The 20,497-nt window shown below is 71.4% G+C and carries 22 protein-coding genes; 10 read left to right on the top strand and 12 right to left on the bottom strand.

Translation table 11 applies throughout. From position 1 onward, the window contains the following. The first annotated feature begins 169 nt into the window (after positions 1 to 169). On the top strand, positions 170 to 1,135 hold the full coding sequence (trpS, locus tag A6A25_RS30025) for a tryptophan--tRNA ligase (RefSeq protein WP_073895877.1): 966 nt from the start codon (positions 170 to 172) through the stop codon (positions 1,133 to 1,135). 194 nt (positions 1,136 to 1,329) lie between these two features. Here trpS and A6A25_RS46695 read toward each other — a convergent pair whose 3' ends face one another. The 3 genes from A6A25_RS46695 to A6A25_RS30010 are packed head-to-tail and all read right to left on the bottom strand — an operon-like array spanning position 1,330 to position 4,195. Further along, complete coding sequence (locus A6A25_RS46695; protein ID WP_338013238.1) at positions 1,330 to 2,145, bottom strand: NUDIX domain-containing protein; 816 nt, start codon at positions 2,143 to 2,145, stop codon at positions 1,330 to 1,332. 23 nt (positions 2,146 to 2,168) lie between these two features. Continuing rightward, positions 2,169 to 3,452 (bottom strand): sensor histidine kinase, encoded by a 1,284-nt coding sequence (locus A6A25_RS30015; RefSeq protein ID WP_073895874.1) that lies wholly within the window; start codon positions 3,450 to 3,452, stop codon positions 2,169 to 2,171. Further along, positions 3,449 to 4,195, bottom strand: coding sequence for a response regulator transcription factor (locus tag A6A25_RS30010; protein ID WP_073895872.1), 747 nt, complete (start codon positions 4,193 to 4,195; stop codon positions 3,449 to 3,451). The genes A6A25_RS30015 and A6A25_RS30010 overlap by 4 nt, the downstream gene beginning before the upstream one ends. Before the next feature lie 140 nt (positions 4,196 to 4,335). Between A6A25_RS30010 and A6A25_RS30005 the strand changes: the two genes are divergently transcribed. From A6A25_RS30005 to A6A25_RS44325, 4 genes are read left to right on the top strand one after another with little or no spacing between them, the layout of a single operon-like run. Next, positions 4,336 to 5,472, top strand: coding sequence for a LolA family protein (locus A6A25_RS30005; RefSeq protein WP_073895870.1), 1,137 nt, complete (start codon positions 4,336 to 4,338; stop codon positions 5,470 to 5,472). Continuing rightward, the gene (locus tag A6A25_RS30000) at positions 5,469 to 6,485 is read left to right on the top strand and encodes an ABC transporter ATP-binding protein (RefSeq protein WP_073895868.1); all 1,017 of its coding nucleotides are present in this window, start codon (positions 5,469 to 5,471) and stop codon (positions 6,483 to 6,485) included. Before A6A25_RS30005 ends, A6A25_RS30000 begins: the two co-directional genes overlap by 4 nt. After that, the gene (locus A6A25_RS29995) at positions 6,482 to 7,315 is read left to right on the top strand and encodes an ABC transporter permease (protein WP_073895866.1); all 834 of its coding nucleotides are present in this window, start codon (positions 6,482 to 6,484) and stop codon (positions 7,313 to 7,315) included. The genes A6A25_RS30000 and A6A25_RS29995 overlap by 4 nt, the downstream gene beginning before the upstream one ends. Before the next feature lie 3 nt (positions 7,316 to 7,318). Beyond that, positions 7,319 to 7,459 (top strand): hypothetical protein, encoded by a 141-nt coding sequence (locus tag A6A25_RS44325; RefSeq protein WP_158073843.1) that lies wholly within the window; start codon positions 7,319 to 7,321, stop codon positions 7,457 to 7,459. A 1-nt stretch (position 7,460) separates the two neighbouring features. Here the strand turns inward: A6A25_RS44325 and A6A25_RS29990 are convergent, their stop codons facing one another. From A6A25_RS29990 to A6A25_RS29980, 3 genes are read right to left on the bottom strand one after another with little or no spacing between them, the layout of a single operon-like run. Next, positions 7,461 to 8,432 carry an ABC transporter ATP-binding protein gene (locus A6A25_RS29990; protein WP_073895864.1) on the bottom strand — a complete coding sequence of 324 codons (972 nt, stop codon included), beginning with the start codon at positions 8,430 to 8,432 and terminating at the stop codon, positions 7,461 to 7,463. Beyond that, positions 8,432 to 10,033, bottom strand: a complete 1,602-nt coding sequence (locus A6A25_RS29985; protein ID WP_380734313.1) for an ABC transporter permease — start codon at positions 10,031 to 10,033, stop codon at positions 8,432 to 8,434. Before A6A25_RS29985 ends, A6A25_RS29990 begins: the two co-directional genes overlap by 1 nt. Next, the gene (locus A6A25_RS29980) at positions 10,009 to 11,043 is read right to left on the bottom strand and encodes a thiamine ABC transporter substrate-binding protein (RefSeq protein ID WP_073895862.1); all 1,035 of its coding nucleotides are present in this window, start codon (positions 11,041 to 11,043) and stop codon (positions 10,009 to 10,011) included. Before A6A25_RS29980 ends, A6A25_RS29985 begins: the two co-directional genes overlap by 25 nt. A gap of 137 nt (positions 11,044 to 11,180) precedes the next feature. Between A6A25_RS29980 and A6A25_RS29975 the strand changes: the two genes are divergently transcribed. After that, entirely contained in the window at positions 11,181 to 11,480 is a 300-nt protein-coding gene (locus A6A25_RS29975; protein ID WP_073895860.1) for a 4a-hydroxytetrahydrobiopterin dehydratase, read from the top strand. Here the strand turns inward: A6A25_RS29975 and A6A25_RS29970 are convergent. Next, on the bottom strand, positions 11,430 to 12,650 hold the full coding sequence (locus tag A6A25_RS29970) for a mannosyltransferase (protein ID WP_073895858.1): 1,221 nt from the start codon (positions 12,648 to 12,650) through the stop codon (positions 11,430 to 11,432). The genes A6A25_RS29975 and A6A25_RS29970 overlap by 51 nt on opposite strands. 420 nt (positions 12,651 to 13,070) lie before the next feature. Here A6A25_RS29970 and A6A25_RS29965 point away from each other — a divergent pair, with 420 nt between their 5' ends. Then, positions 13,071 to 13,646: a Uma2 family endonuclease gene (locus A6A25_RS29965; RefSeq protein ID WP_073895856.1), complete on the top strand. Its 576-nt coding sequence runs from the start codon at positions 13,071 to 13,073 to the stop codon at positions 13,644 to 13,646. On the opposite strand, the gene A6A25_RS29960 is transcribed toward A6A25_RS29965, so the two are convergent. Together A6A25_RS29960 and A6A25_RS29955 are read right to left on the bottom strand one after the other, a co-directional pair. Further along, positions 13,630 to 14,016, bottom strand: coding sequence for a type II toxin-antitoxin system death-on-curing family toxin (locus A6A25_RS29960; protein WP_073895854.1), 387 nt, complete (start codon positions 14,014 to 14,016; stop codon positions 13,630 to 13,632). The genes A6A25_RS29965 and A6A25_RS29960 overlap by 17 nt on opposite strands. Continuing rightward, a complete protein-coding gene (locus A6A25_RS29955) occupies positions 14,013 to 14,216 on the bottom strand; it encodes a CopG family transcriptional regulator (RefSeq protein WP_073895852.1) in 204 nt (67 codons plus the stop codon). The genes A6A25_RS29960 and A6A25_RS29955 overlap by 4 nt, the downstream gene beginning before the upstream one ends. 381 nt (positions 14,217 to 14,597) lie before the next feature. On the opposite strand from A6A25_RS29955, the gene A6A25_RS29950 reads away from it, so the two are divergent. Next, complete coding sequence (locus A6A25_RS29950) at positions 14,598 to 15,590, top strand: Abi family protein (RefSeq protein ID WP_073895850.1); 993 nt, start codon at positions 14,598 to 14,600, stop codon at positions 15,588 to 15,590. 149 nt (positions 15,591 to 15,739) lie between these two features. On the opposite strand, the gene ychF is transcribed toward A6A25_RS29950, so the two are convergent. Next, positions 15,740 to 16,819 (bottom strand): redox-regulated ATPase YchF, encoded by a 1,080-nt coding sequence (gene ychF, locus A6A25_RS29945; RefSeq protein WP_073895848.1) that lies wholly within the window; start codon positions 16,817 to 16,819, stop codon positions 15,740 to 15,742. An 80-nt stretch (positions 16,820 to 16,899) separates the two neighbouring features. Between ychF and A6A25_RS29940 the strand changes: the two genes are divergently transcribed. Both A6A25_RS29940 and A6A25_RS29935 read left to right on the top strand, forming a co-directional pair. After that, complete coding sequence (locus A6A25_RS29940; protein WP_073896178.1) at positions 16,900 to 18,168, top strand: DNA-3-methyladenine glycosylase 2 family protein; 1,269 nt, start codon at positions 16,900 to 16,902, stop codon at positions 18,166 to 18,168. After that, the gene (locus A6A25_RS29935) at positions 18,165 to 18,662 is read left to right on the top strand and encodes a methylated-DNA--[protein]-cysteine S-methyltransferase (RefSeq protein WP_073895847.1); all 498 of its coding nucleotides are present in this window, start codon (positions 18,165 to 18,167) and stop codon (positions 18,660 to 18,662) included. Before A6A25_RS29940 ends, A6A25_RS29935 begins: the two co-directional genes overlap by 4 nt. Before the next feature lie 93 nt (positions 18,663 to 18,755). On the opposite strand, the gene A6A25_RS29930 is transcribed toward A6A25_RS29935, so the two are convergent. Together A6A25_RS29930 and A6A25_RS29925 are read right to left on the bottom strand one after the other, a co-directional pair. Further along, positions 18,756 to 19,505: a DUF6542 domain-containing protein gene (locus A6A25_RS29930; RefSeq protein WP_073896177.1), complete on the bottom strand. Its 750-nt coding sequence runs from the start codon at positions 19,503 to 19,505 to the stop codon at positions 18,756 to 18,758. A 37-nt stretch (positions 19,506 to 19,542) separates the two neighbouring features. Beyond that, positions 19,543 to 20,481: a DNA recombination protein RmuC gene (locus A6A25_RS29925; RefSeq protein WP_073895845.1), complete on the bottom strand. Its 939-nt coding sequence runs from the start codon at positions 20,479 to 20,481 to the stop codon at positions 19,543 to 19,545. Positions 20,482 to 20,497 lie beyond the last annotated feature (16 nt).

The raw sequence follows: 20,497 nt of genomic DNA, 5'->3' as shown, positions 1-20,497 counted from the left end.
ACACCGGGGTAACACGGTAGAATCGCGGCTATGCGCACTCTTTACACGTTCTGGTGGTCCGCCTTCCGGCGGCCCTGAGAACTGCGCGTCAGACGAACGCAGGCCGCCCGCTGAGGCGGCCTTCGTGCTTTCGGGGGCCCGTCGAGCGGGCACACCCGAAGGGATCACCATGATCAGGCTGTCCGCGATCACCCCGTCCGGCCCCGTCCAGCTGGGCAACTACCTCGGCGCGATCAGGCGGTGGGCCGCCGAGGGCACCGAAGAGGACGTCTACTTCATCAGCGACCTGCACGCGATGACGACGTCGCACAACCCGTCACGATTGCGGTCGCTGACCCGGGAGCAGTTGGCGGTGCTCGTCGCCGCCGGCGTGGACCCGCGGTCGGTGGCCGTGCAGTCCGACCTGGTCCGCGAGCTGGGCGCGTTGACGTGGGTGCTGGAGTGCACCTGCACGTACGGCGAGGCGGCGCGGATGATCCAGTTCAAGGAGAAGTCGGCGGGCCGGTCGTCGGTCCGGTTGAGCCTGCTCACGTACCCGGTGCTGATGGCGGCCGACATCCTGTTGCAGGGCGCGAACGAGGTGCCGGTGGGTGACGACCAGCGGCAGCACGTGGAGCTGGCGCGGGTGCTGGCGCGTCGGTTCAACGGCACGTACGGCGAGGTGTTCGTGATGCCGCGGTCGGTCGTGCCGCCGACCGCGGCGCGGGTACGCGACCTGGCGGACCCGTCGCGGAAGATGGCCAAGTCGGCGAAGGACGCGGCGGGCACGGTGTTCGTGCTCGACCCGCCTGACCTGGTGCGGCGCAAGATCCGGCGGGCGGTGACCGACGACTTGGGCGTGGTGCGTTACGCGCCGGAGGAGCAGCCGGGGGTGGCGAACCTGCTGGAGATCCTGGCGGCGTGCACGGCGAAGGACCCGGAGGAGCTGGCGTCCACCCTGAAGGACTACTCGGAGTTGAAGGAGGCCGCGGCGGACGCGGTGATCGAGGAGCTGCGGCCCGTGCGGGAGGTGACGCAGGGCCTGCTGGACGACCCGGCCGAGCTGGACCGGGCCCGTGCCCACGGCGCCGAACGCTCCCGCGAACGCTGCACCCACCGCCTCGACGCCGCCCTCCGCATGTCCGGCCTGGGCTGAACCCCCGCGAGTCGAACCTCCAGGTCCCGCGTGTCCCACGTTCAGAACGCGCGTGTCCTACGTTCGCGTACCCCGAGTTGAACATTCAGAACAAGATCGACTGTTCTGAGTGTTCAACTCGGGTGTTCTGAACGTAGGACACGGTGGACGGGAACGTGGGACACGCGGGACCTGAGTGTTCGACTCGCGGGGGTTTAGGGGAGGAGGGGGTGGAGGGTGGGGAGGAGGACGCGGTCGGCGGGGAGCCAGTCGACGGTGGCCAGGTCGGTGGAGGTCAGCCAGCGGACGGCTTGGTGGTCGGTGGGGGTCGGGGTGCCGGAGACCAGGGTGGCGGTGTAGGCGCGGAGGAGGAGGTCGGGGCGCAGGGGGATGTCCGGGCCGATCTGCGTGCCGGGGGTGACGGTGACGCCCAGTTCCTCGGCGCACTCGCGGACCACGGCGGCGTGGTCGGTTTCGTCCGGTTCGACGCGTCCGCCCGGGAGTTCCCACTTGCCGGCGGCTTCGGGTGGGTAGCTGCGTTGCTGGGCCAGGAGAAGGCCGTTGTGGATGATCGCGGCACCTACTACTACGCGTGCGCTGAGCAGTTGGATGCTGCGTGACGAAACGGCGGAGGCACGCGCTTCGAGCACCTTCAGGGCCAGGCCACGGCCCACGAGCACGTCGGCCAGGCGTCCGAACGGGCCGCCGGGGCTTGACCACTCGACGGAGTCGACCACCATCGTGCCGCCGCCGGTGTGCAGCAGGTCCGTCACCAGCGAGAACCGCGGCAGCGGTCCGCCGACCAGCTCCGCCGACACACCGGTGGTGTCGGCCCGCGTCACGACCAGCGTCCCGTTCACCGGCCCCACCGACCCGGCCAGCGAAGCACCCTCGAACAGCACCGGCGCACCGCCCGTGATCCGCACCCCGAGCCCGCGCACGGACCGGGCCAGCAGTCGGGCGTCCAGCAGCGCGGCGGCGACGGTCCGCAGCGGGGCGTCGACCAGGGTGGTGTTCCTCAGCGCGGGCACGGTCGCACATCTTGTCAGCACGGTCACCGGTAGAGCGGCCAGCGCACCTCCAGCCGGGCGCCGCCCTCGGGCGACTCCCCCGCCCGGATCGTCCCCCGCCGCCGACGGACCAGGTGGGCCACGAGGGCGAGACCCAGGCCGAACCCGCCGGTGGCCCGTCCCCGGTCGGACTCGACCCGGTAGAAGCGGTCGAACACCTTGTCGCGGTGTTCCTCGGGGATGCCGTGCCCGTCGTCGTCCACCAGCAACCGCACCTCGCGCGCGGCCGGCAGCACGGAGATCCGGATGAACGTGCGGGCGTAACGGGCGGCGTTGCGCAGCAGGTTGTCCAGCACCAGCTCGACCTCGGTCCGCGCCGCCGAGATCAGGCACGCGCTGAGCGGCGCGGCGATCTGAACCAGCAGGTCCGTCTCCCCCAGCCGGTCCACCGCCGCCTGCGCCTGCAGCACCAGGTCCACGGGTTCGGCGCGGGGCAGCTCGCCGGTGTCCGCCCGCGCCAGGATCAGCAGCGCGTCGACCAGCGCGGACAACCGTTCGGACTCCTCCACCACCGATTCCAGCACCTCGATGGAGAAGTCCGGGTCGGGGTGCGCCACCGCGACCTCGGCCTGGGCCCGCACGGACGTCACGGGCGACCGCAGTTCGTGCGCCGCGTCACCGGTGAACCGGCGCAGCCGTTCGGTGGCCTCGTCGCGGCGGGCGAGCAGGGCGTTCAACGCCTCCGCCAACGCCTGCAGCTCGTCCCGCGCGGCCGGCACGGGCAGGCGTTGCCCGCGCGGCAGTTCCGCCGCGGCCACCCGCATCCGCTCCACGGGCCGCAACGACGACCGCACGGCCAGCCACGTCGCGATCCCGACCAGGCCCGCGACCAGCACCGCGGCCACGGCGAGCCACCGCGTGCCCAGCCGGTTGGCCTCGCGGTAGCCGACCAGCGTGTCACCGGCGACGTGCAGCGTGGGCGTGCCGTCCTCGGCGAACACGACTCGGCCGATCCAGCGGTGCGCGCTGGGCCCGTCGATCCGCAGCACGGGTTCGCCCGCCTTGAGCGCCCGGATCTCCGCCGCGGTCAGGTCGGGCCGCGGCCCGCCGTCGAGCGGGTTGCCCGCGGTGTCGAGCACGCGCGCGTTGCCCGCCTTGGCCAGTTCCGAGTCGACCGCGCTGACCTGCACCAACCCGATCAGCCGCGGCGCGAGGAGGGTGAGCGCGAGCAGGCACAGCAGGGCCACGCCGGTCGCCACGACGGTGATCCGGAACCGCAGCGTCCGCCGCAGCCACCACCGGCGCGGCCACCACCGGCGCAGGTTCACCTGCGCCTGGTCCCCGCTGTCGTGCCCGCCGCGCCCAGCGCCGCGTCGAGGTCGGGCGTGGACGCCAGGTAACCGTGGCCGCGCACGGTGCGCACGACCTCTCCCGCGCCCATCGCGTCGAGCTTGCGCCGCAGGTAGCCGACGTACACCTCGACCGCGTTGCGGGTGGCGGCCTGCTCGTCGCCCCACACCGTGCGCAGCAGTTCGTCCTTCGTCACCACGGAACCGGCACGGCTGGCCAGCACGTCCAGCACGGCGTACTCGCGCGGTGACAGCGACACCGGCTCACCGGCCCAGCTGACCTCGCGCAGGGCGCGGTCGACCACGAGTTCGCCGAGCTTGAGCCTGCGCCGCGCCAGGTCGGCGGAATTGCGCCGCAGCAACGCCCGGACCTGCGCCACGAGCACCACGAACGAGAACGGCTTCACCAGGTAGCCGTCGGCGCCGAGGTCGAGGCCGTCGGCCTGGTCGACCTCGCCGTCCTTGGCCGACACCATCAGCACGGGCGTCCGCACGCCTTCGGCGCGCATCCGCTGCAGCACCCGGTAGCCGGACAGGCCGGGCAGCATGATGTCCAGCAGCACCACGTCGAACGCGCCGGTCAACGCCACCCGCAGGGCGTTGGGGCCGTCGGCGGCCGTCACCACCTCCATGCCCTCCGCGGACAGGCCGCGTTCCAACGCCCGTCGCACGCCGATCTCGTCGTCCACAACCAGCACCCGTGGTCTCACGTCCCACAGCATGCCCCGTGAGGAGGACAATCGGCGCGGGAGTCTCAGTCCGCTCTCAGGCTCCGGGCGGCTCTCAGCCCCATCTCAGCGCGGGCGGAGGAGGGTCTGTGGTGTCGGGTCGCAAGGGGCTGCCCGGCAGGAGGAGGGGACACATGAACCGGAGAAGGGTGACCGTCGTGGCGGCGGCGGTAGGCGTGGTCGCCGGTGCGACCGGGCTGGGTCTGCTCGCGATGCCCGCCGGCGCGGGACCCGCACCGGTGCTGCCGGACGTGAGCGCCGAGGCGCTGGTGGAGTCGGTGCTCAACGCGAAGCCGGCCGCGTTCGGCGGCACCGTGGACGTGGACAACGACCTGGGCATCCCGGCGATCGCGGGCGTGCCGCAGCTGTCCGACGGTGCCAGCAACCTGCGGATCTGGACCGATGGCGCGGGCAAGCTGCGGGTGCAGCTGCCCAGTGGCGACTCCGAGCGCACGTTCGTCGACGACGGGCAGACCGCGTGGCTGTGGGACTCGGCCGAGCAGACCGTGACCAAGCTGCCGCACGGCTCGTTCGAGCACGGCAAGCCGGACCTCAGCGGTGAGCCGAAGGCCGCGCCGACCGATCCGGTGACGTTGTCGCGGCAGGTGGTGGCGGCGATCCAGGAGTACAGCGACGTCACCGTCGACGGCACCGCGCGGGTGGCGAACCGGCCGGTGTACGAGCTGGTGCTGACGCCGAAGCCGACCGAGAAGACGGTGCTGCGCGAGGTGCGCGTCGCGGTCGACTCGGAGCTGCGGGTGCCGCTGCGGGTGGCCGTGCTGACCAACGGCACGGACGCGCCGGCCGCGCAGGTCGGGTTCTCCGAGCTGAACGTCGGCCCGCAGGACGCGTCGCTGTTCGCGTTCACCCCGCCCGCCGGGGCGAAGGTGACCGAGCCGGAGGTCGACGAGCCGTCGGCGGAGGACAAGGCCGCCGCCGAGCAGGCGTTCACCGAGGCGAACCCGCAGGTCATCGGCGAGGGCTGGGACGTCGTGCTGGCCGCGCGGGTGCCCCAGGACGCGCTGACGGGTCTGGCCGACATGCAGCAGCAGGGTCAGCGCGAGGGCCGTTGGCAGGAGCACGGCCAGGGTGAGGACGTCGATGTGCAGGGCCTGATCAAGCAGCTGGGCAAGCAGGTCAGCGGCGCCTGGGGCTCGGGCACGCTCATCACCACGCGGGTCGGTGGCGTGCTGATCGCCGACGACGGCCGGGTCGCCGCGGGCGCGGTGCCGGAGCAGGTGCTGGTGGACGCGATCGGCCAGGTCAAGTGACCTCCTCGACCAGCGCGCGGGTGGAGCCGGTGACGACCACCGGCTCCACCCCGGTCCTCGCGGCCCGGACGCGAGGACTGCGCAAGGTGTACGGGCGCACGGTCGCGGTGGACCGGGTGGACCTCGACGTGCCGCGGGGGGCGGTGCTCGGGATGCTCGGGCCGAACGGGTCGGGCAAGACCACCACGATCCGCATGCTGCTCGGGCTCGTGCGGCCGACCGAGGGGGAGGTCGAGCTGCTGGGGAAGGCGTTGCCCGACGGCGCGGCGGAGGCGTTGCCGCACGTGGGCGCGCTGGTCGAGGGTCCGGGGTTCCACCCGTTCCTGTCGGGTCGGGAGAACCTGCGGCGGGCGGCGGCGTTCGAGCCGCTGCTCGCCACGGGTGACATCAGGCAGGCGGTGGAGGACGCGCTGGAGCGGGTCGGCCTCGCCGCCGCCGCGCACCGGCGCTACCGGGGGTACTCGCTGGGCATGAAGCAGCGGCTGGGGTTGGCCGCGGCGCTGCTGGTGAAGCGGAAGCTGATCGTGCTGGACGAGCCGACCAACGGCCTCGACCCGGCGGGCACGCGCGAGGTGCGCAAGGTGATCGCGGACCTGCACGAGGCGGGCAGCACGGTCGTCGTGTCGTCGCACCTGCTCAGCGAGATCGAGGCGATCTGCACGCACGTGGCCGTGCTGCACCGGGGAACCGTGGTGGCGCAGGGGGAACTGGCCGAGTTGCTGCACGCGGACAGCAGTTCGCTGCTGGTCGTCACGCCGGACGTGGACGACGCGCTGAACGCGTTGCGCGCGGGTCGGATCTCGGCGCGTCCGATCGAGGAGGGCGTTCGGGTCGAGCTCATCGGCACGACGGCGCCCGCGGTGCTGGAGACGTTGGTGCGGGCGGGGGTCGCGGTGCACGAGGCGCGTCGCCACCGCACCGGCTTGGAGGACCTGTTCGCCCGGCTCACCGAGGCCGAGGAGTCCGAGCACAACCTGTCCGCGGTGGACACGATCGAGGAGGGTGCGCGATGAGCGCGCTGGTCGCCACGCGCGCTCCGCTGGGCAGGCAACTGCGCTCGGAGCTGCGCTGGATCCTGCGCCGGCCGCGGACGGTGATCGGGCTGGCGTCGCTGTGCCTGGTGCCGATCCTGGCCGGGATCGGGCTGTGGTTCGCGGTGGACGGTGAGGGGCCCGCCGGTCCCGGGCTGGCCGCGATCATCTCCGGCAACGGCCTGGTGCTGCCGGTGTTCACGCTGTTCCTGGCGCTGCCGCTGCTGCTGCCGCTGGTGGGTGCGATCTGGGCGGCCGACGGGCTGGCCGGTGAGGCGCAGCACGGCACGCTGCGCGGGTTGATGATCTCGCCGGTGGGTCGGATCCGGTTGCTGGGGATCAAGGCGTTCGGCGTGGCCACGATGACGTTGTTCGCGGTGACGCTGATCGCGTTCGTGGGCGCGATCACGGGTGTGGTGCTGTTCGGCGGTGAGGGGATGCTGACGCTGTCCGGGTCCACGCTGTCGTTCGGGGCGGCGCTGGGGCGGATCGCGTTGACGATCCTGCTGGTCACCGTGCAGGTGTGGGGTGTGGCGGCGGTCGCGCTGGCGATCTCGGCGTGCACCGAGCACCCGCTGGTGGTGATGGCGGCGACGATGGCCGGCGTGATCGTGTTCGCGGTGCTGGGCGTGTTCAGCGCGTTGGACTGGCTGCACCCGTACCTCATCACGTCCGCTTGGGAGGGTCTGACCGACGTGATGCGCGACCCGTTGCCGACCGAGGAGCTGTGGCGCAGCACCGCGCTGGCCGCGTGCTACGTCGTGATCGGGATGTCGTTGGCGGCGATGCGGTTGGCCACCAAGGACAATTAGCCGGTGGAGACCGGACGACTGGTGCTGGATGAACTCGGCGGGTCCGATGTGGACGACGTGGCGCGACTGCTGGGCGAGCCGCGGGTGATGCGGTACATCGAGGGCGCCGAGCACGGGGACGTGGAGTACGAGCTCGTGCTGTAGTTCAGCCGATGACCGCGACGCCGTCGTGGTCCACGGCCAGGGTGACCCGGTCGCCGGGTGACGGGGGTTCGGCGACCGGGGCCACGGCCTCGAAGTCCTCGCCGTCCAGCCGCACGAGCAGCCGCACGTGGTCGCGGCGGTGGACGCGTTCCAGGACGTCGGCCTCGATCGGGCCGGTCGGGTCGGTGCGCAGTGCCGTCGCACGCAGGCCGACCCGTGCGCGCACGCCCACCAGGCGTTCGGCGGCGTCGGGGGCCAGGACCTTGCCGCAGCCCAGGAACCGCGCGGTCTCCACGTCGACGGGCCGCTGCCACACCTCGGTCGGCACGCCGACCTGCACGATCCGGCCCGCGCGCATCACCGCCACCCGGTCGGCCAGCGTGAACGCCTCGTCGTGGTCGTGCGTCACCACCAGCGCCGTCGCGCCCGTCTCGCGCAACAACCGGGCCAGGTCCACCGCCAACTGCTCCCGCAACGCCCGGTCCAGCGCGGACAGCGGTTCGTCCAGCAGGAGCAGCCTCGGCCGGGGTGCGAGGGCACGGGCCAGGGCCACGCGCTGTTGCTCACCGCCGGACAGCTCGGTGACGCGTCGCCGGCCGTAACCGGCGAGGCCGACCAGGTCGAGGAGGGAGGCCACCCGCTTGTCGCGTGCCTCGCGCTCCACCCGGCCCATCCGCAGGCCGAACGCCACGTTGCCCGCCACGTCCCGGTGCGGGAACAGCTGACCGTCCTGGAACACCAAGCCGAAACCGCGGCGGTGCACGGGTGTCCCGGCCAGGTCCGCGCCGTCCCACGACACCGTCCCGGCGCTGGGCGGTTCCAGGCCGGCCACGGTGCGCAGCAACGTCGACTTGCCGCACCCGGACGGCCCCAGCAGCGCCACCACCTCGCCGTCGCCGACCGACAGGTCCACCTCGGACACGGCGACCACCGGCCCGTACGCCACGCTCAAACCGGCCACCCGCAACGACATCAGAACTCCCCGCCGCTCGGCACGCGCAACCGCTCGATCAGCAGCACGGCCACCGTGGTCACCACCATCAGCAACGCGCACGCCGCATAAGCCATCTGGCTGTTCAACTCCCCCGGCCGCGACATCAGCCGCGCGATCACCACCGGCAACGTCGGCGCGTCCGGCCTGGCCAGGAAGCTCGTCGCACCGAACTCCCCCAGCGCCACCACGAACCCGAACCCGGCCGCCGCCACCAACGACCGCGCCGCCAACGGCAAGTCGACCTCGCGCCACACCCGCCACGGACTCGCGCCCAACGTCGCCGCCGCCTGCCGCAGCCGTTCGTCCACCGCGCGCAGCACCGGCAGCACGATCCGCACGATCAGCGGTGTCACCACCAGCGCCTGCGCCAGCGGCACCAGCAGCGGTGACGTGCGGAAATCGCCGGGCAGGGCATCCATCGTGACCAGGTAGCCGAAGCCCAGCGTCACCGCGGACACCCCCAGCGGCAGCATCAACGCCGTGTCCAGGGTCTCCGCGAACCAGGACCCGTGCCGCCGCAGGCCCACCAGGACCACCGCGGACGTCACGCCGACCAGCAGCGCGACCGCGGTGGCGTCGGTGGCCACCCGCACCGAGTTCAGCGCCGCGTCCAACCCGGAGACGGCCAGCGTGCCGCGCTCCCCCGTGCCCGCCAGCGCCGCGTACCCGGCGAAGCTCCAGCCGTCGTCGGTGGCCAGGGACCTGGCGATCAGGCCGATGACGGGCGCGAGCAGCGCCGCCACCACCAGCCACGCCGCCACGACCACGCCCCACTCGCCGCCGGTGGGCCGACGCGGTGGCTCGATCCGCAGCGGCAGGGCCTTCTCCCGGCGGCGACGCGCCAGACCACCGACGACCAGCACCGCGATCACGGCGACGAACTGCAGCAACGACAGCGCGGCGGCGCCCGACAGGTCGAACAGCTCCACCGTGCGCAGGTAGATCTCGGTCTCCAACGTGCGGTGGCGCGCACCGCCGAGGACCAGCACCACGCCGAAGCTGGTGGCGCAGAACAGGAACACCACCGACGCCGCCGACCCGATCGCCGGCGCCAACGACGGCAGCACCACGGAGGTGAACGCGCGGACGCGGGACGCGCCCAGTGCCCGTGCGGCGTCCTCCGCCCGCCGGTCGACCCGGGCCCACAGGCCGCCGACCGTCCGGGCGACCACGGCGACGTTGAAGAACGCGTTGGCCAGCACGATCGGCAGCACCCCGCCGTCAGGCCACAACGCCCGGAACGCCAACCCCACCACCACGGTCGGCAGCACGAACGGCACCATCACCGCCGCGCGCACCAGACCGGTGCCCCGCACCCGGCAACGGGCCAGCAGGAACGCCACCGGCAGGCCCGTGACCAGCGCCAACGCTGTCGCCGCGGCGGCCTGCCCCAAGGTGAACGCGACGAGGTCCCACGTGTCGGCCCGGGCGAGAACCGGCAGCACGCCACCCTCGCCCAGGCCGAGGCCGACGATCGCCAGCACCGGCCACGCGAAGAACACCCCCAGGAACGCCAGGGGCAGCAGGGCGGCGAGCGACCAGCCCAGCCGAGGCGTCAGCCCTGCACCAACGTGCGCCACTGCTGCACCCAGCGCTCGCGGTTCGCGTCGACCTCGGCGGCGGGCAGCGTCCGCGCGGTGGTGGGCAGCGGCGCGGCCTTCGTCCACGCCTCGGGCAGCGCGACGCCCTCGCGCGACGGGTAGACGTACATCTGGCCCGGCACGTCGGCCTGCACCTGCTCGCCGAGCAGGAAGTCCACGACCTTCTTCGCGTCCTCGGCGTTCTTGGCGCCGTTCAGCACGCCCGCGTACTCGACCTGCCGGTAGCACGTGTCCAGCAGCGCCTTGGTGCGCGGCGTGCCGTCGTCACCGATCTCCGCCGACGGCGACGACGCGTAGGACACCACGATCGGGCGCGGCCCCTTGCCGCTGGAACCGGAGAAGTCCTGCGTGTAGGCCTCCTCCCAGCCGCTGACGACCTTCACGCCGTTGGCCTTGAGCTGACCCCAGTAGTTCGTCCAGTTCTGCTCGCCGAACTGCGCGATCGTGCCGAGCAGGAACGCCAGGCCCGGTGAGGACGTCGCCGGGTCCTCGACCACCAGCATGTCCTTGTACTTCGGGTCGGCCAGGTCGGCGTACTGCTTCGGCTCGCCGATGTCGGAGAACGCCGCGATGTCGATGTTCAGGCACACGTCGCCGACGTCCACGGCGTGCAGCCGGTTCGGCGGGTCGAGCTGGTAGCGGTGCGCGCCCTTGGTCGCCTCGGGGCTCGCGTACTCGGCGAACACCCCTTCCTTCAGCGCACGGGAGGCGAACGTGGAGTCCACGCCGAACGCGACGTCCCCGATCGGGGCGTCCTTGGTGAGGACCAGCTTGTTCGTCATCTCACCGGCGTCGCCACTGGCCAGCGGCTTGATCGTGATGCCGGTGTCGGCCTTGAACCGCTCCAGCAGCTCCGGCGACAGCGCGAACGAGTCGTGCGTCACCAGCGTGACGACCCGCTCCCCCGCCGGCGGCGCGTCGGACGTGGTCACCGAACAGGCCGTGAGCAGCGCGAACGCGGTCACGGCGGGCAGCACTCGTCGGAACATCATCTCTCCCTACACCGGCATGACCCGGATCAGGTGTGGACGGTCGAAGGCTCGCGCGCCTTCCTCTCAGCCCGGCGCGGCACCGGACTCCCGTGGCGAACGCGCAGCTTACCCCGCGCGGTGGGACGATCGGGGCCATGGCCGAGCTGCTGACCGACGACCAGGTGACCGCCGCGCTGACCTCGCTGCCCTCGTGGAAGGCCCAGGACGCCGCCCTGGTGCGCACGGTGGAGCTGGAGAGCTTCGCCCAGGCGCTGCAGGTGGTGAACCGGGTGGCGGAGATCGCGGAGAACGACAACCACCACCCCGACATCGACATCCGCTGGCGCACGCTCACGTTCCGCTGCAGCACGCACTCCAGCGGCGGGATCACGGCGCTGGACGTGTCACTCGCGGAGGAGATCGACGGGGTGCTCGACGTCTTCGTGGGCCGGTGACGGCTCGCGTGTCCGCTGCCGCAGCACCACGGCGATCGTGACGAGCGTGAGCACGCCCACCGCCGGGTAGACCCAGCCCAGCACCGACTGGTGCCACGGGCGGGGGATGACCCAGATCGACGGCTGCGCCTTGAGCAGGAACGAGATCAGGTAACTGCCGATGGCCACGATCCACGCGGTGGCCGTGATCGTCGCCAACCGGTGCTTCGCCGCGTAGACCAGCCACATCAGCGCGGGCACCGCCCACACCCAGTGGTGGCTCCACGAGATCGGCGAGACGAGCAGGCCGAGGAACTGCACCGACACGATCATCGCCAGCGTGTCGTCGGCCTTCAGCGACGCGTGCAGCGCGAACCCGGCCAGCACGGCGGCCACCACGACGGCGCCGATGAACAGCGGCCCCGTCCCGATGTCGTACCCGACCGTGCGGGACAGCGCGCCGCGCAGCGACTGGTTGATGGCCGAGGCGACCGGGCCGACGCGGGAGGCGTCACCGAGCAGGTGGAACCAGTACTCGTTCGACAGGCGGGGCGACACCGCGTACGCCACCGCGACCGTGCCGAAGAACGCCGCGATCGACCACACCGCCGCCCGGTACCGGCGTTGGAGCAGGAAGTACAGGCCGGAGATGGCGGGCGTGAGCTTCAACCCGGCCGCGATCCCGACGCCCGCGCCCTGCTTCCAACTGCGGGCGCTGACCATCGTGCCGAGCAGCAGCGCCGCCAGCACCAGGTTGATCTGGCCGTAGTTCAGCGTGGTGCGCACCGGCTCGACCCAGACGAACAGGCCGGTCCACAGCATCGCGCGGCGCGGGTCGTTGCTGCCGACGAGCTGGAGGGACTTGCGCGTGACGAACCAGAGGCAGGCCAGGCAGGCCAGCTGCCAGACCCAGCGGGCCACGCCCCACGGGACCCACGACAGCGGCACGAAGACCAGTGCGGAGAACGGCGGGTAGGTGAACGGCAGGGCGAACTGGTCGGAGAACTCCTTGAGCCGCCACTCGTAGAGCTGCCCGGTGAACAGCTCGGGTGAGGCGTTCCGGTAGACCATCAGGTCCACCATGGTCATCTTCGTCTGGAACGCGACCATCGCCAGGTGCCCGAGCAGGGACGCACCCAGGATCCAGGGCGCGATGGCCAGCACCCGACCTTCAAGTGTGCGCAGTCCCACTGCCCTTACCTCCACGATCGTGTGAATTACACGACTGTCGGACCACGAAACCGGGTACCCGGACGTCAAGACGAGTGGGAGATCAACGCAAGGGGAAGCTACGCATGACCACCGACATCGTCGTGTTCACCGTCTCGGCACTGGGCATGTTGGCCACCGCGGGGGGCGTCTTCGCCCTGGCCCGCCACAGCCGCAACCAGGTGCGCTGACGCCTGCAGCACAGTACCTCGGGGCGGCGCGTCCAACGCACCGCCCCGAGTCCTGTTCAGGGACCACCGGTCCACCACCACCCGCCGCCCACGCCATCGTGCGACTACCCGGGTGGTGCTCCCGCCGCTAGCGTTCTTGATCGACACCACGCCAAGGAGTCGATCGCCCATGATTGCTGCTCAAGTCATCGAACCGCATTACGGTGAGGACATGGCCGACTTGCCTGACTGGATGCGCCCACCGCGCGAGGAAGGCTGGTTCGCGGAGGATCTGGACCGACTGCCCGAGGCGCCCCGACACACCGAACTGATCGACGGAGCGCTCGTTTTCATGATGGCCCCACAGCGGCGCTGGCACGGCCGCATCATCTCCAGGCTCACCGCCGCACTCGATTACCAGGCCCCGGACGGCATCGAGATCGAACGCGAGATCACCGTCCGACTCGACGCCCGCAACCGCCTGGAACCCGACATCGTGGCGTCGACCTCACCGTTCGAGGACGATGGGACCTGGTTGGAGCCGGGTGACGTGGTGCTCACGATCGAGGTGGTTTCACCCGAATCCGCGTTCCGCGACCGCACGGTCAAGCTGCGCAAGTATGCGGCGGCAGGCATCCGGCACTACTGGCTGGTGGAGGACGAGGCCACCGGCCCGGTCGTGCACGTCTACGAGCTGGACGAGCCGACCAAGTCCTACGCGCCGACCGGCGTGTTCCGCGACTCGCTGCACGTCACCGTGCCGTTCGAGATCGACATCGACCTCGCCAAGCTCATCCCGCGTCAGTGATCGGACGGGTCCAGCCACCCAGGCGTTCCGCCGCCTCCGCGTAGCCGACCGCTCCGGTGGCCAGCGCGATCACCAAGTCGTACGCGTCGTCCTCGGGCGCGTCCAGGTCGAACCCGTTGATGCCGTAGAAGACGAACGCGGACATCCACCCCAGCTGCTTGTTGCCGTCGATCAACGGGTGGTTGCGCAGGATCGACTCCATCAGCACGGCGGCCTTCTCGTGCAGGCTGCCGTAGGCGTCCTGCCCGATCAACGACGACTGGGGCCGGTGCGCGGCCGAGTCCAGCAGTCCCAGGTCACGCACCTTGGGCACGCCGAGGTCGTCGGCCAGCGCCAGCAGGTCCTCCAGCGTCAAGTACTCCGGGTTCACTGCGCGAGCCGGTCGAGCAACGCCGCGTACCGCTTCCGCCCGTCACGGGAGAGCGCGCGGATCCGGTCTTCCTTGACCCGCCGGGCCGCGACGTCGGTGATCGCACGCACCGCGGCTTCGTGCTTGCTCACCCCGTCGGCCTCCGCGAGCAGTGCGAGCGCGCGCTCCTGCTCCTCGGTCAGCCGCAACGTCATCGCCATACCGACGATGCTACCAAAGTGGTAGCAAGATCAGTCGTAGCAGCGGGACTCCACGACGTTCCGAGCCTTGGCAGATGGCGTGGCCCGGGATGCACCGTTATGTATCACCGCAGGTCAGGAGCAGTTTTCATCATGTTGCAGCAGGATTCGACGTCTTAGGATGCCGGCAGACCTCCCAATCCGGAACACCTGCTGTACGAGTCATCCTTGCCGACGGCTTGTCGCGCTCCGCGCAGGAGCGACGCCGACTGCCCGCCGCATCGACCCGACTCTGATGGGCTTGCGTCGTAGCGACAGTCGGACCTCCGTGCTAACATCGAGGCATCACGATCAGCCCGTTGCCGTAAGGCGCGGGCTGATTTTCTTTTCGCGAGGATCTTCATGGTCGAGTACACCAAGCCCTGGCTCTCCCTGGAGCAGCAGGTCGAGCGGCTCGCGAGCCGGGGAGTCGACATGGGCGACCGCGATCATGCCGCTGCGGTCCTCAGAGCTGTGGGCTACTACCGGCTCACCGGCTACCTCTACCCATTCCGCGAGTCCGAGCAGTACGCCGACAGCGAAGGCCGCGCGCGCACCCGCGTACTGGGTGGATACAGGCCGGGCACGAGGCTCGACCACGCCGAGTCAATCATCAGCTTCGACCGGCGGCTGCGCATGCTCGTCATGGATGGCATCGAACGCATTGAGGTCGCCGTGCGGATGCAACTGGGGTACGTGCTCGGACGCACCTCAGCCTTCGCCCATGAGGAGCCCCCGTGCTTCATAGAGGCATTCACCGAACCGGGTACCGCCCCCGAGAGCGGGGAGCCACTCCCCAGCTCGCACGCGAGGTGGCTGGAGCGCGCCAGCGAGCGGCGGGGCAAGTCCGACGAGCAGTTTGTCGCCCACTTCCGGGAGAAGTACGACGACCGGATGCCGGTCTGGGCGCTCACCGAACTGCTCGAGCTTGGCCAGCTCTCCGTTCTCTACAGGTGGTTGCGCCAGCCGGACGCCGAAGAGATCGCCTTCGCCTTCGGGGCTCCGACGAAGAAAATCATGGTCAGCTGGCTCGCCAGTCTCAACTACGTGCGGAACGTCGCCGCGCACCACGCCCGGCTGTTCAACCGGAAGCTCCAGAATGCACCTGCGCGACCCAAGGCCGGGCAGGTGCCGGTCCTCGACCACCTTCGCGACAAGCAGACCGCCAAGGGCGCCTTCGGCACTTACAACGCGCTGGCCGTGATTGCCTACCTCCTCCCATCGATCGAAGCGGGGACGGACTGGCACCGACGACTGGCCGAGCTCCTGCGGGAGTTCCCAACCTCGCACGCTCTGTCGGTCGCTTCCATCGGCGTCCCCCAGGGTTGGGAATCCCTCGAACTCTGGCAACGATGACACTCGATCTCAGTACGCTGCGGCAGGCATCCGGCACTACTGGCTGGTGGAGAACGAGGCCGTCGAGCCGGTCATCGTTCCGAAGCGGCCGGAGGTGCGCGGTGGCGTCTGGGGTCACGTCACATTTCCGAAGCGCAGGGCTCGTCCGATCAGACGTTGAAGCGGAACTCCACGACGTCGCCGTCGGCCATGACGTAGTCCTTGCCCTCCATGCGGACCTTGCCGGCGGCCTTCGCGGCGGCCATGGAGCCCGCTTCCACCAGGTCGGCGAACGAGACCACCTCGGCCTTGATGAAGCCGCGCTCGAAGTCCGTGTGGATGACGCCGGCCGCCTGCGGTGCGGTGGCGCCCCGGGGGATGGTCCAGGCTCGGGATTCCTTCGGGCCGGCGGTCAGGTAGGTCTGCAGGCCCAGGGTGTGGAAGCCGGCCCTCGCCAGCGCGTGCAGGCCCGGCTCGTGCTGGCCGATCGACTCCAGCAGCTCGCGGGCGGACTCCTCGTCCAGTTCCAGCAGCTCCGCCTCGACCTTGGCGTCGAGGAACACCGCGTCCGCGGGCGCCACCATCTCGCGCAGCTCCTTGAGCTTCGCCTCGTCGGTGAGCACGGCCTCGTCGGCGTTGAACACGTACAGGAACGGCTTCGCCGTGAGCAGGCTCAGCTCGCGCAGCAGCGAACCGTCCACTTCGGACTGCGCGGCGAACAGCGTGCGCCCGCTGTCGAGGATCTCGCGCGCCTTCTGCGCCGCCTCCAGCGCCGGACGGCGGTCCTTCTGCGTGCGGGCTTCCTTCTCCAGCCTCGACACGGCCTTCTCCAACGTCTGGAGGTCGGCGAGGATCAGCTCGGTGTTGATCGTCTCGATGTCGGACGCCGGGTCGACGCGGCCGTCGACGTGCACGACGTCCGAGTCGTCGAACACCCGGATGACCTGGCAGATCGCGTTGGCCTCGCGGATGTTGGCGAGGAACTTGTTCCCCAGCCCGGCGCCTTCGGACGCCCCCTTCACGATGCCCGCGATGTCGACGAACGACACCACCGCCGGCACCTCGCGCTCGGAGCCGAAGATCTCCGCCAGCTTCCCGAGGCGGGCGTCCGGCAGCGGCACCACGCCGACGTTCGGCTCGATGGTCGCGAACGGGTAGTTCGCCGCCAGCACGTCGTTGCGCGTGAGGGCGTTGAACAGGGTGGACTTGCCGACGTTGGGCAGGCCGACGATGCCGAGGGTCAAACTCACGGTGGGTGAGTCTACGCGCCTCCAACGCCGTGTCCGATTCCCGCGAGACCAGACGTGTTCGTGCTGGCAGAGTGGGTGCCATGCTCCTCGACGACGAACGCGCCTACCGGGCCGTCGCCGCCCGCGACGCCCGGTTCGACGGGTGCTTCATCCTCGCGGTGCGCACGACCCGCATCTACTGCCGGCCGTCCTGCCCCGCGGTGACGCCGAAGCGCCGCAACGCCGAGTTCTACCCGACCGCGGCGGCGGCCCAGTCCGCCGGCTACCGGGCGTGCCGGCGCTGCCTGCCCGACGCCGTGCCCGGTTCACCGGAGTGGAACCTCCGCGCCGACCTGGCCGCCCGCGCCATGCGCCTGATCTCCGACGGCGTGGTGGAACGGGAGGGCGTGCCGGGCCTGGCGGCGCGGCTCGGCTACTCGGAACGCCACCTGACCCGCGTGCTGACCGCCGAACTGGGCGCCGGACCGCTGGCGCTCGCCCGTGCCCACCGCGCGCACTCCGCAAGGTTGCTGATCGAAACGACGGACCTGTCGTTCGCCGACATCGCGTTCGCGGCGGGTTTCGCCAGCGTGCGGCAGTTCAACGACACGATCCGGGCGGTGTTCGCGGCCACGCCTTCGGCGATGCGCTCGACCCGTGCCGCGGCCACCACGGCGGGACGCATCACGCTGCGGCTGCCGTACCGGCCGCCGTTCGACGCGGCGGGCCTGCTGGCGTACTTCCGGGCGCACGCGATCCCGGGCGTGGAGCACGTGACGGACCACGGCTACGCCCGGTCGCTGCGGCTGGCGCACGGCCAGGCGACCGTGCTGCTGGAACCGGCGGCGGGGTACGTGTCGTGCTCGCTGCGGCTGACCGACCTGCGTGACCTGGGCAGCGCGGTGAGCCGGGTGCGGCGGCTGCTGGACCTGGACGCCGACCCGGTCGCCGTGGACGACTTCCTGGCCTCCGACCCGACGTTGCGCCCGTCGGTCCTGGCCCGGCCGGGTGTGCGGCTGCCGGGCAGCGTCGACGGCGCGGAAACCCTGCTCAGGGCGCTCGGCCACGACGCGCCGGGTGAGCGGTTGGAGCAGCCGGACGGGCCGGTGACGCACCTGTACCCGGCGCCGTCGGCGATCGACTCGCCGGTGGCGCGGGCCTTGGCCGACGGCACGCTGCGGGTCGACGTGGGCCGTGACGCGGACGAGCTGCACGCCGAGCTGTCGGCGTTCCCGGGCATCGGCCCGCAGGTCGCCTCGTACGTGGTGATGCGCGTGCTCGGCGCCCCGGACATCCCTTTGACCAGCAACAACGTCGCGTGGCGCCCGTGGCGCTCGTACGCCGCGATGCACTTGAGGAGGACCGCGTGAGCACCGGCCACGTGTCGACCATCGACACCCCGATCAGCCCTTTCACCGCCGTCGTCGCCGCCGACGGCGCCGTCCTGGCCAGCGGGTGGACCGCCGACGTGGACGACCTGCTCCCGCAGGTGTCGCCGTCGCTGCGGCCGACGACGCTCGCGCACCGCCGTGACCTGGGCGTCGTGACCAGGGCCGTCCGGGCTTACCACGCCGGTGACGTGCAGGCGATCACCGACATCCCGGTCCGCCAGCGCGGTGGCGAGTTCATGGAGCGGGCGTGGGAGGCGCTGCGCACCGTCCCGGCGGGCGAGCCGGTCAGCTACGCCGACCACGCCGCCCTGGCCGGCCGACCATCCGCCATCCGCGCCGCCGCCACCGCGTGCGCCCGCAACGCGGCGACCTTGTTCGTGCCGTGCCACCGGGTGATCCGCACGGGCGGCGCCCTCGGCAACTTCCGCTGGGGTCCGGACGTGAAGCGGTGGCTGCTGGCCCACGAGTCCTGAGCCGACCACTACCGACCGCACGAGGCTGAGCGTTGTGCGGCGTGGGTCGGGCCGGGTTGCCGCAGGCCTCAAGCCACCTGGGTGGACGCGAGATCAGTCGTCGTCGCGTGGACGGGGGCGGCGTGGGGGGCGGCCGCCTTCGCGAGGTGGGGCGGGACGGCGGGGGCGGTCCGGGGTGCCGGCCGGGGGGCGGGGGCGCTTGGGGCGGTCCTCGTCGGCGGTCGGGCCTGGGCGGCGGCGGTCGGACGGGGGGTCGGAGCGGTCCGAGCGCGGGCGCTTGCGGGGGCGGTCGTCGGCTTGGGGCTTGTCGGCGCGGCGGGGCTGGTCCGGCTTGCGCTTGGCCTCGCGCTTCTCGTCCTTGGTCAGCCGGTTCGGGTCTTTCTGGATCGACACGCGCACGATGCCGATGATCACCGTGCACGCCGTCGTGATCGCCATCGCCGGGAAACCGTCGATCAGCGGCTTGCCCAGCGTGAGACCGATCGAGGCCAGCCCGCCGGTGCTCGGCATGCCCTGCGTCATCACCACCAGGATCGGCACGACGATCGCCAGCACCAGCGGCGGCTGGACGATCGGGCCGAACATCGAGCGCCGCTCGACGAACACCACCGCGCCGACGCAGCCCACGAAGAACGTGATGGCGAACACCCAGCCGACGGTCTTCGCGGCCGAGTTGACGTCGATGAACGTCCCCACGATGGCCACCACGAAGGTGCCCAGCACGGCCGCCCACCAGGGCAGGCCGCGGAAGCTGCCGAACATGGCGCGGTCGTTCCAGCGGACGGCGGAGTACTCGTCGTCCTCCGGCTCGCTGCGCGAGTCGTCACGCGTTGCAGCGGTCACCAGCACTCCTCGTTCGGCTCAGTCTCGGCACACTGTATTACGCCTCGCGGGCGTCCAAGGGTGCACCAAGGCCCGCCTCGTCCGTTCGCCGCACCACCGGCAGGGGTGTGACGTCGGACGACGCGTTGCTCAACGGCTCCACCGCCGCCCGGAATCCCTCCAACGCGTCCAGCTCGCGCCGCCGCGCGGACAGGAACCGCTGCAGGTGCGTGCTCGACAGGTTCACCGCGTCGATGGCCGAGTCCGCGGCCCGGTGCGCGCGTGACGCGGCCGCCCTGACCTGCTCGACGTCGTCGGCCAGCGCACGGTCGGTCACCGCGAACATCGCCGCCGACGCGATCACCGCGAACCCGGTCGGCCCGCACAGGAACACCCGCCGGTCCAGCAGCCACCGCAGCAGCTCGGGGTCGGTGTCCAGGGCCGCGACCACCGCGCCGTCGTTCGGCACGAACATGATCGTCCCGTAGATCGCGTCGGCCCACCGCTGGTAACCCTTGCCGGCCAGCTCCGCGGCACGCGCCCGGATGTTGCGCACGTGCACGCGCAGCGCGTCCACCCGCTCCGCCGCGTTGTCGGTCTCCACCGCCTCGGCCCACGTCGCCATGCTCATCTTCGCGTCCACCGGCACCCGCCGCCCGCCGCCGACGTTGAGCACCAGGTCGGGCCGCACCGACCCGCCGCCGGCGACGTCCACCTGCAGGTCGAAGTGGATCCCCTCGCGCAGGCCGAGCACCCGCGCCGTCTCCACCAGCACCTTCTCGCCGAGCTCGCCACGACCGCTGACCGAGGAGAACGCCACCTCGTAGCGCTGCAACGCCGCCCACTGCGCGTCGCCGCGTTCCCGTTCGGCGGCCACCGCGGCCAGCGCGGCGTCGGTGCGCCGCACGCTGTCCTGGTAGAGCCGCCACAGGAACACCAGCGCGCCCGCGAGCAGGAGCGCCACGACCACCGCCGCCGTGCTGAGGACCGCTGTCATGCCCCGATCATGGCGC

This window comes from Saccharothrix sp. CB00851 (assembly GCF_001905065.1).
Classification (GTDB): Bacteria; Actinomycetota; Actinomycetes; order Mycobacteriales; family Pseudonocardiaceae; genus Actinosynnema.
This window is presented reverse-complemented; position numbering and strand designations above follow the sequence as displayed.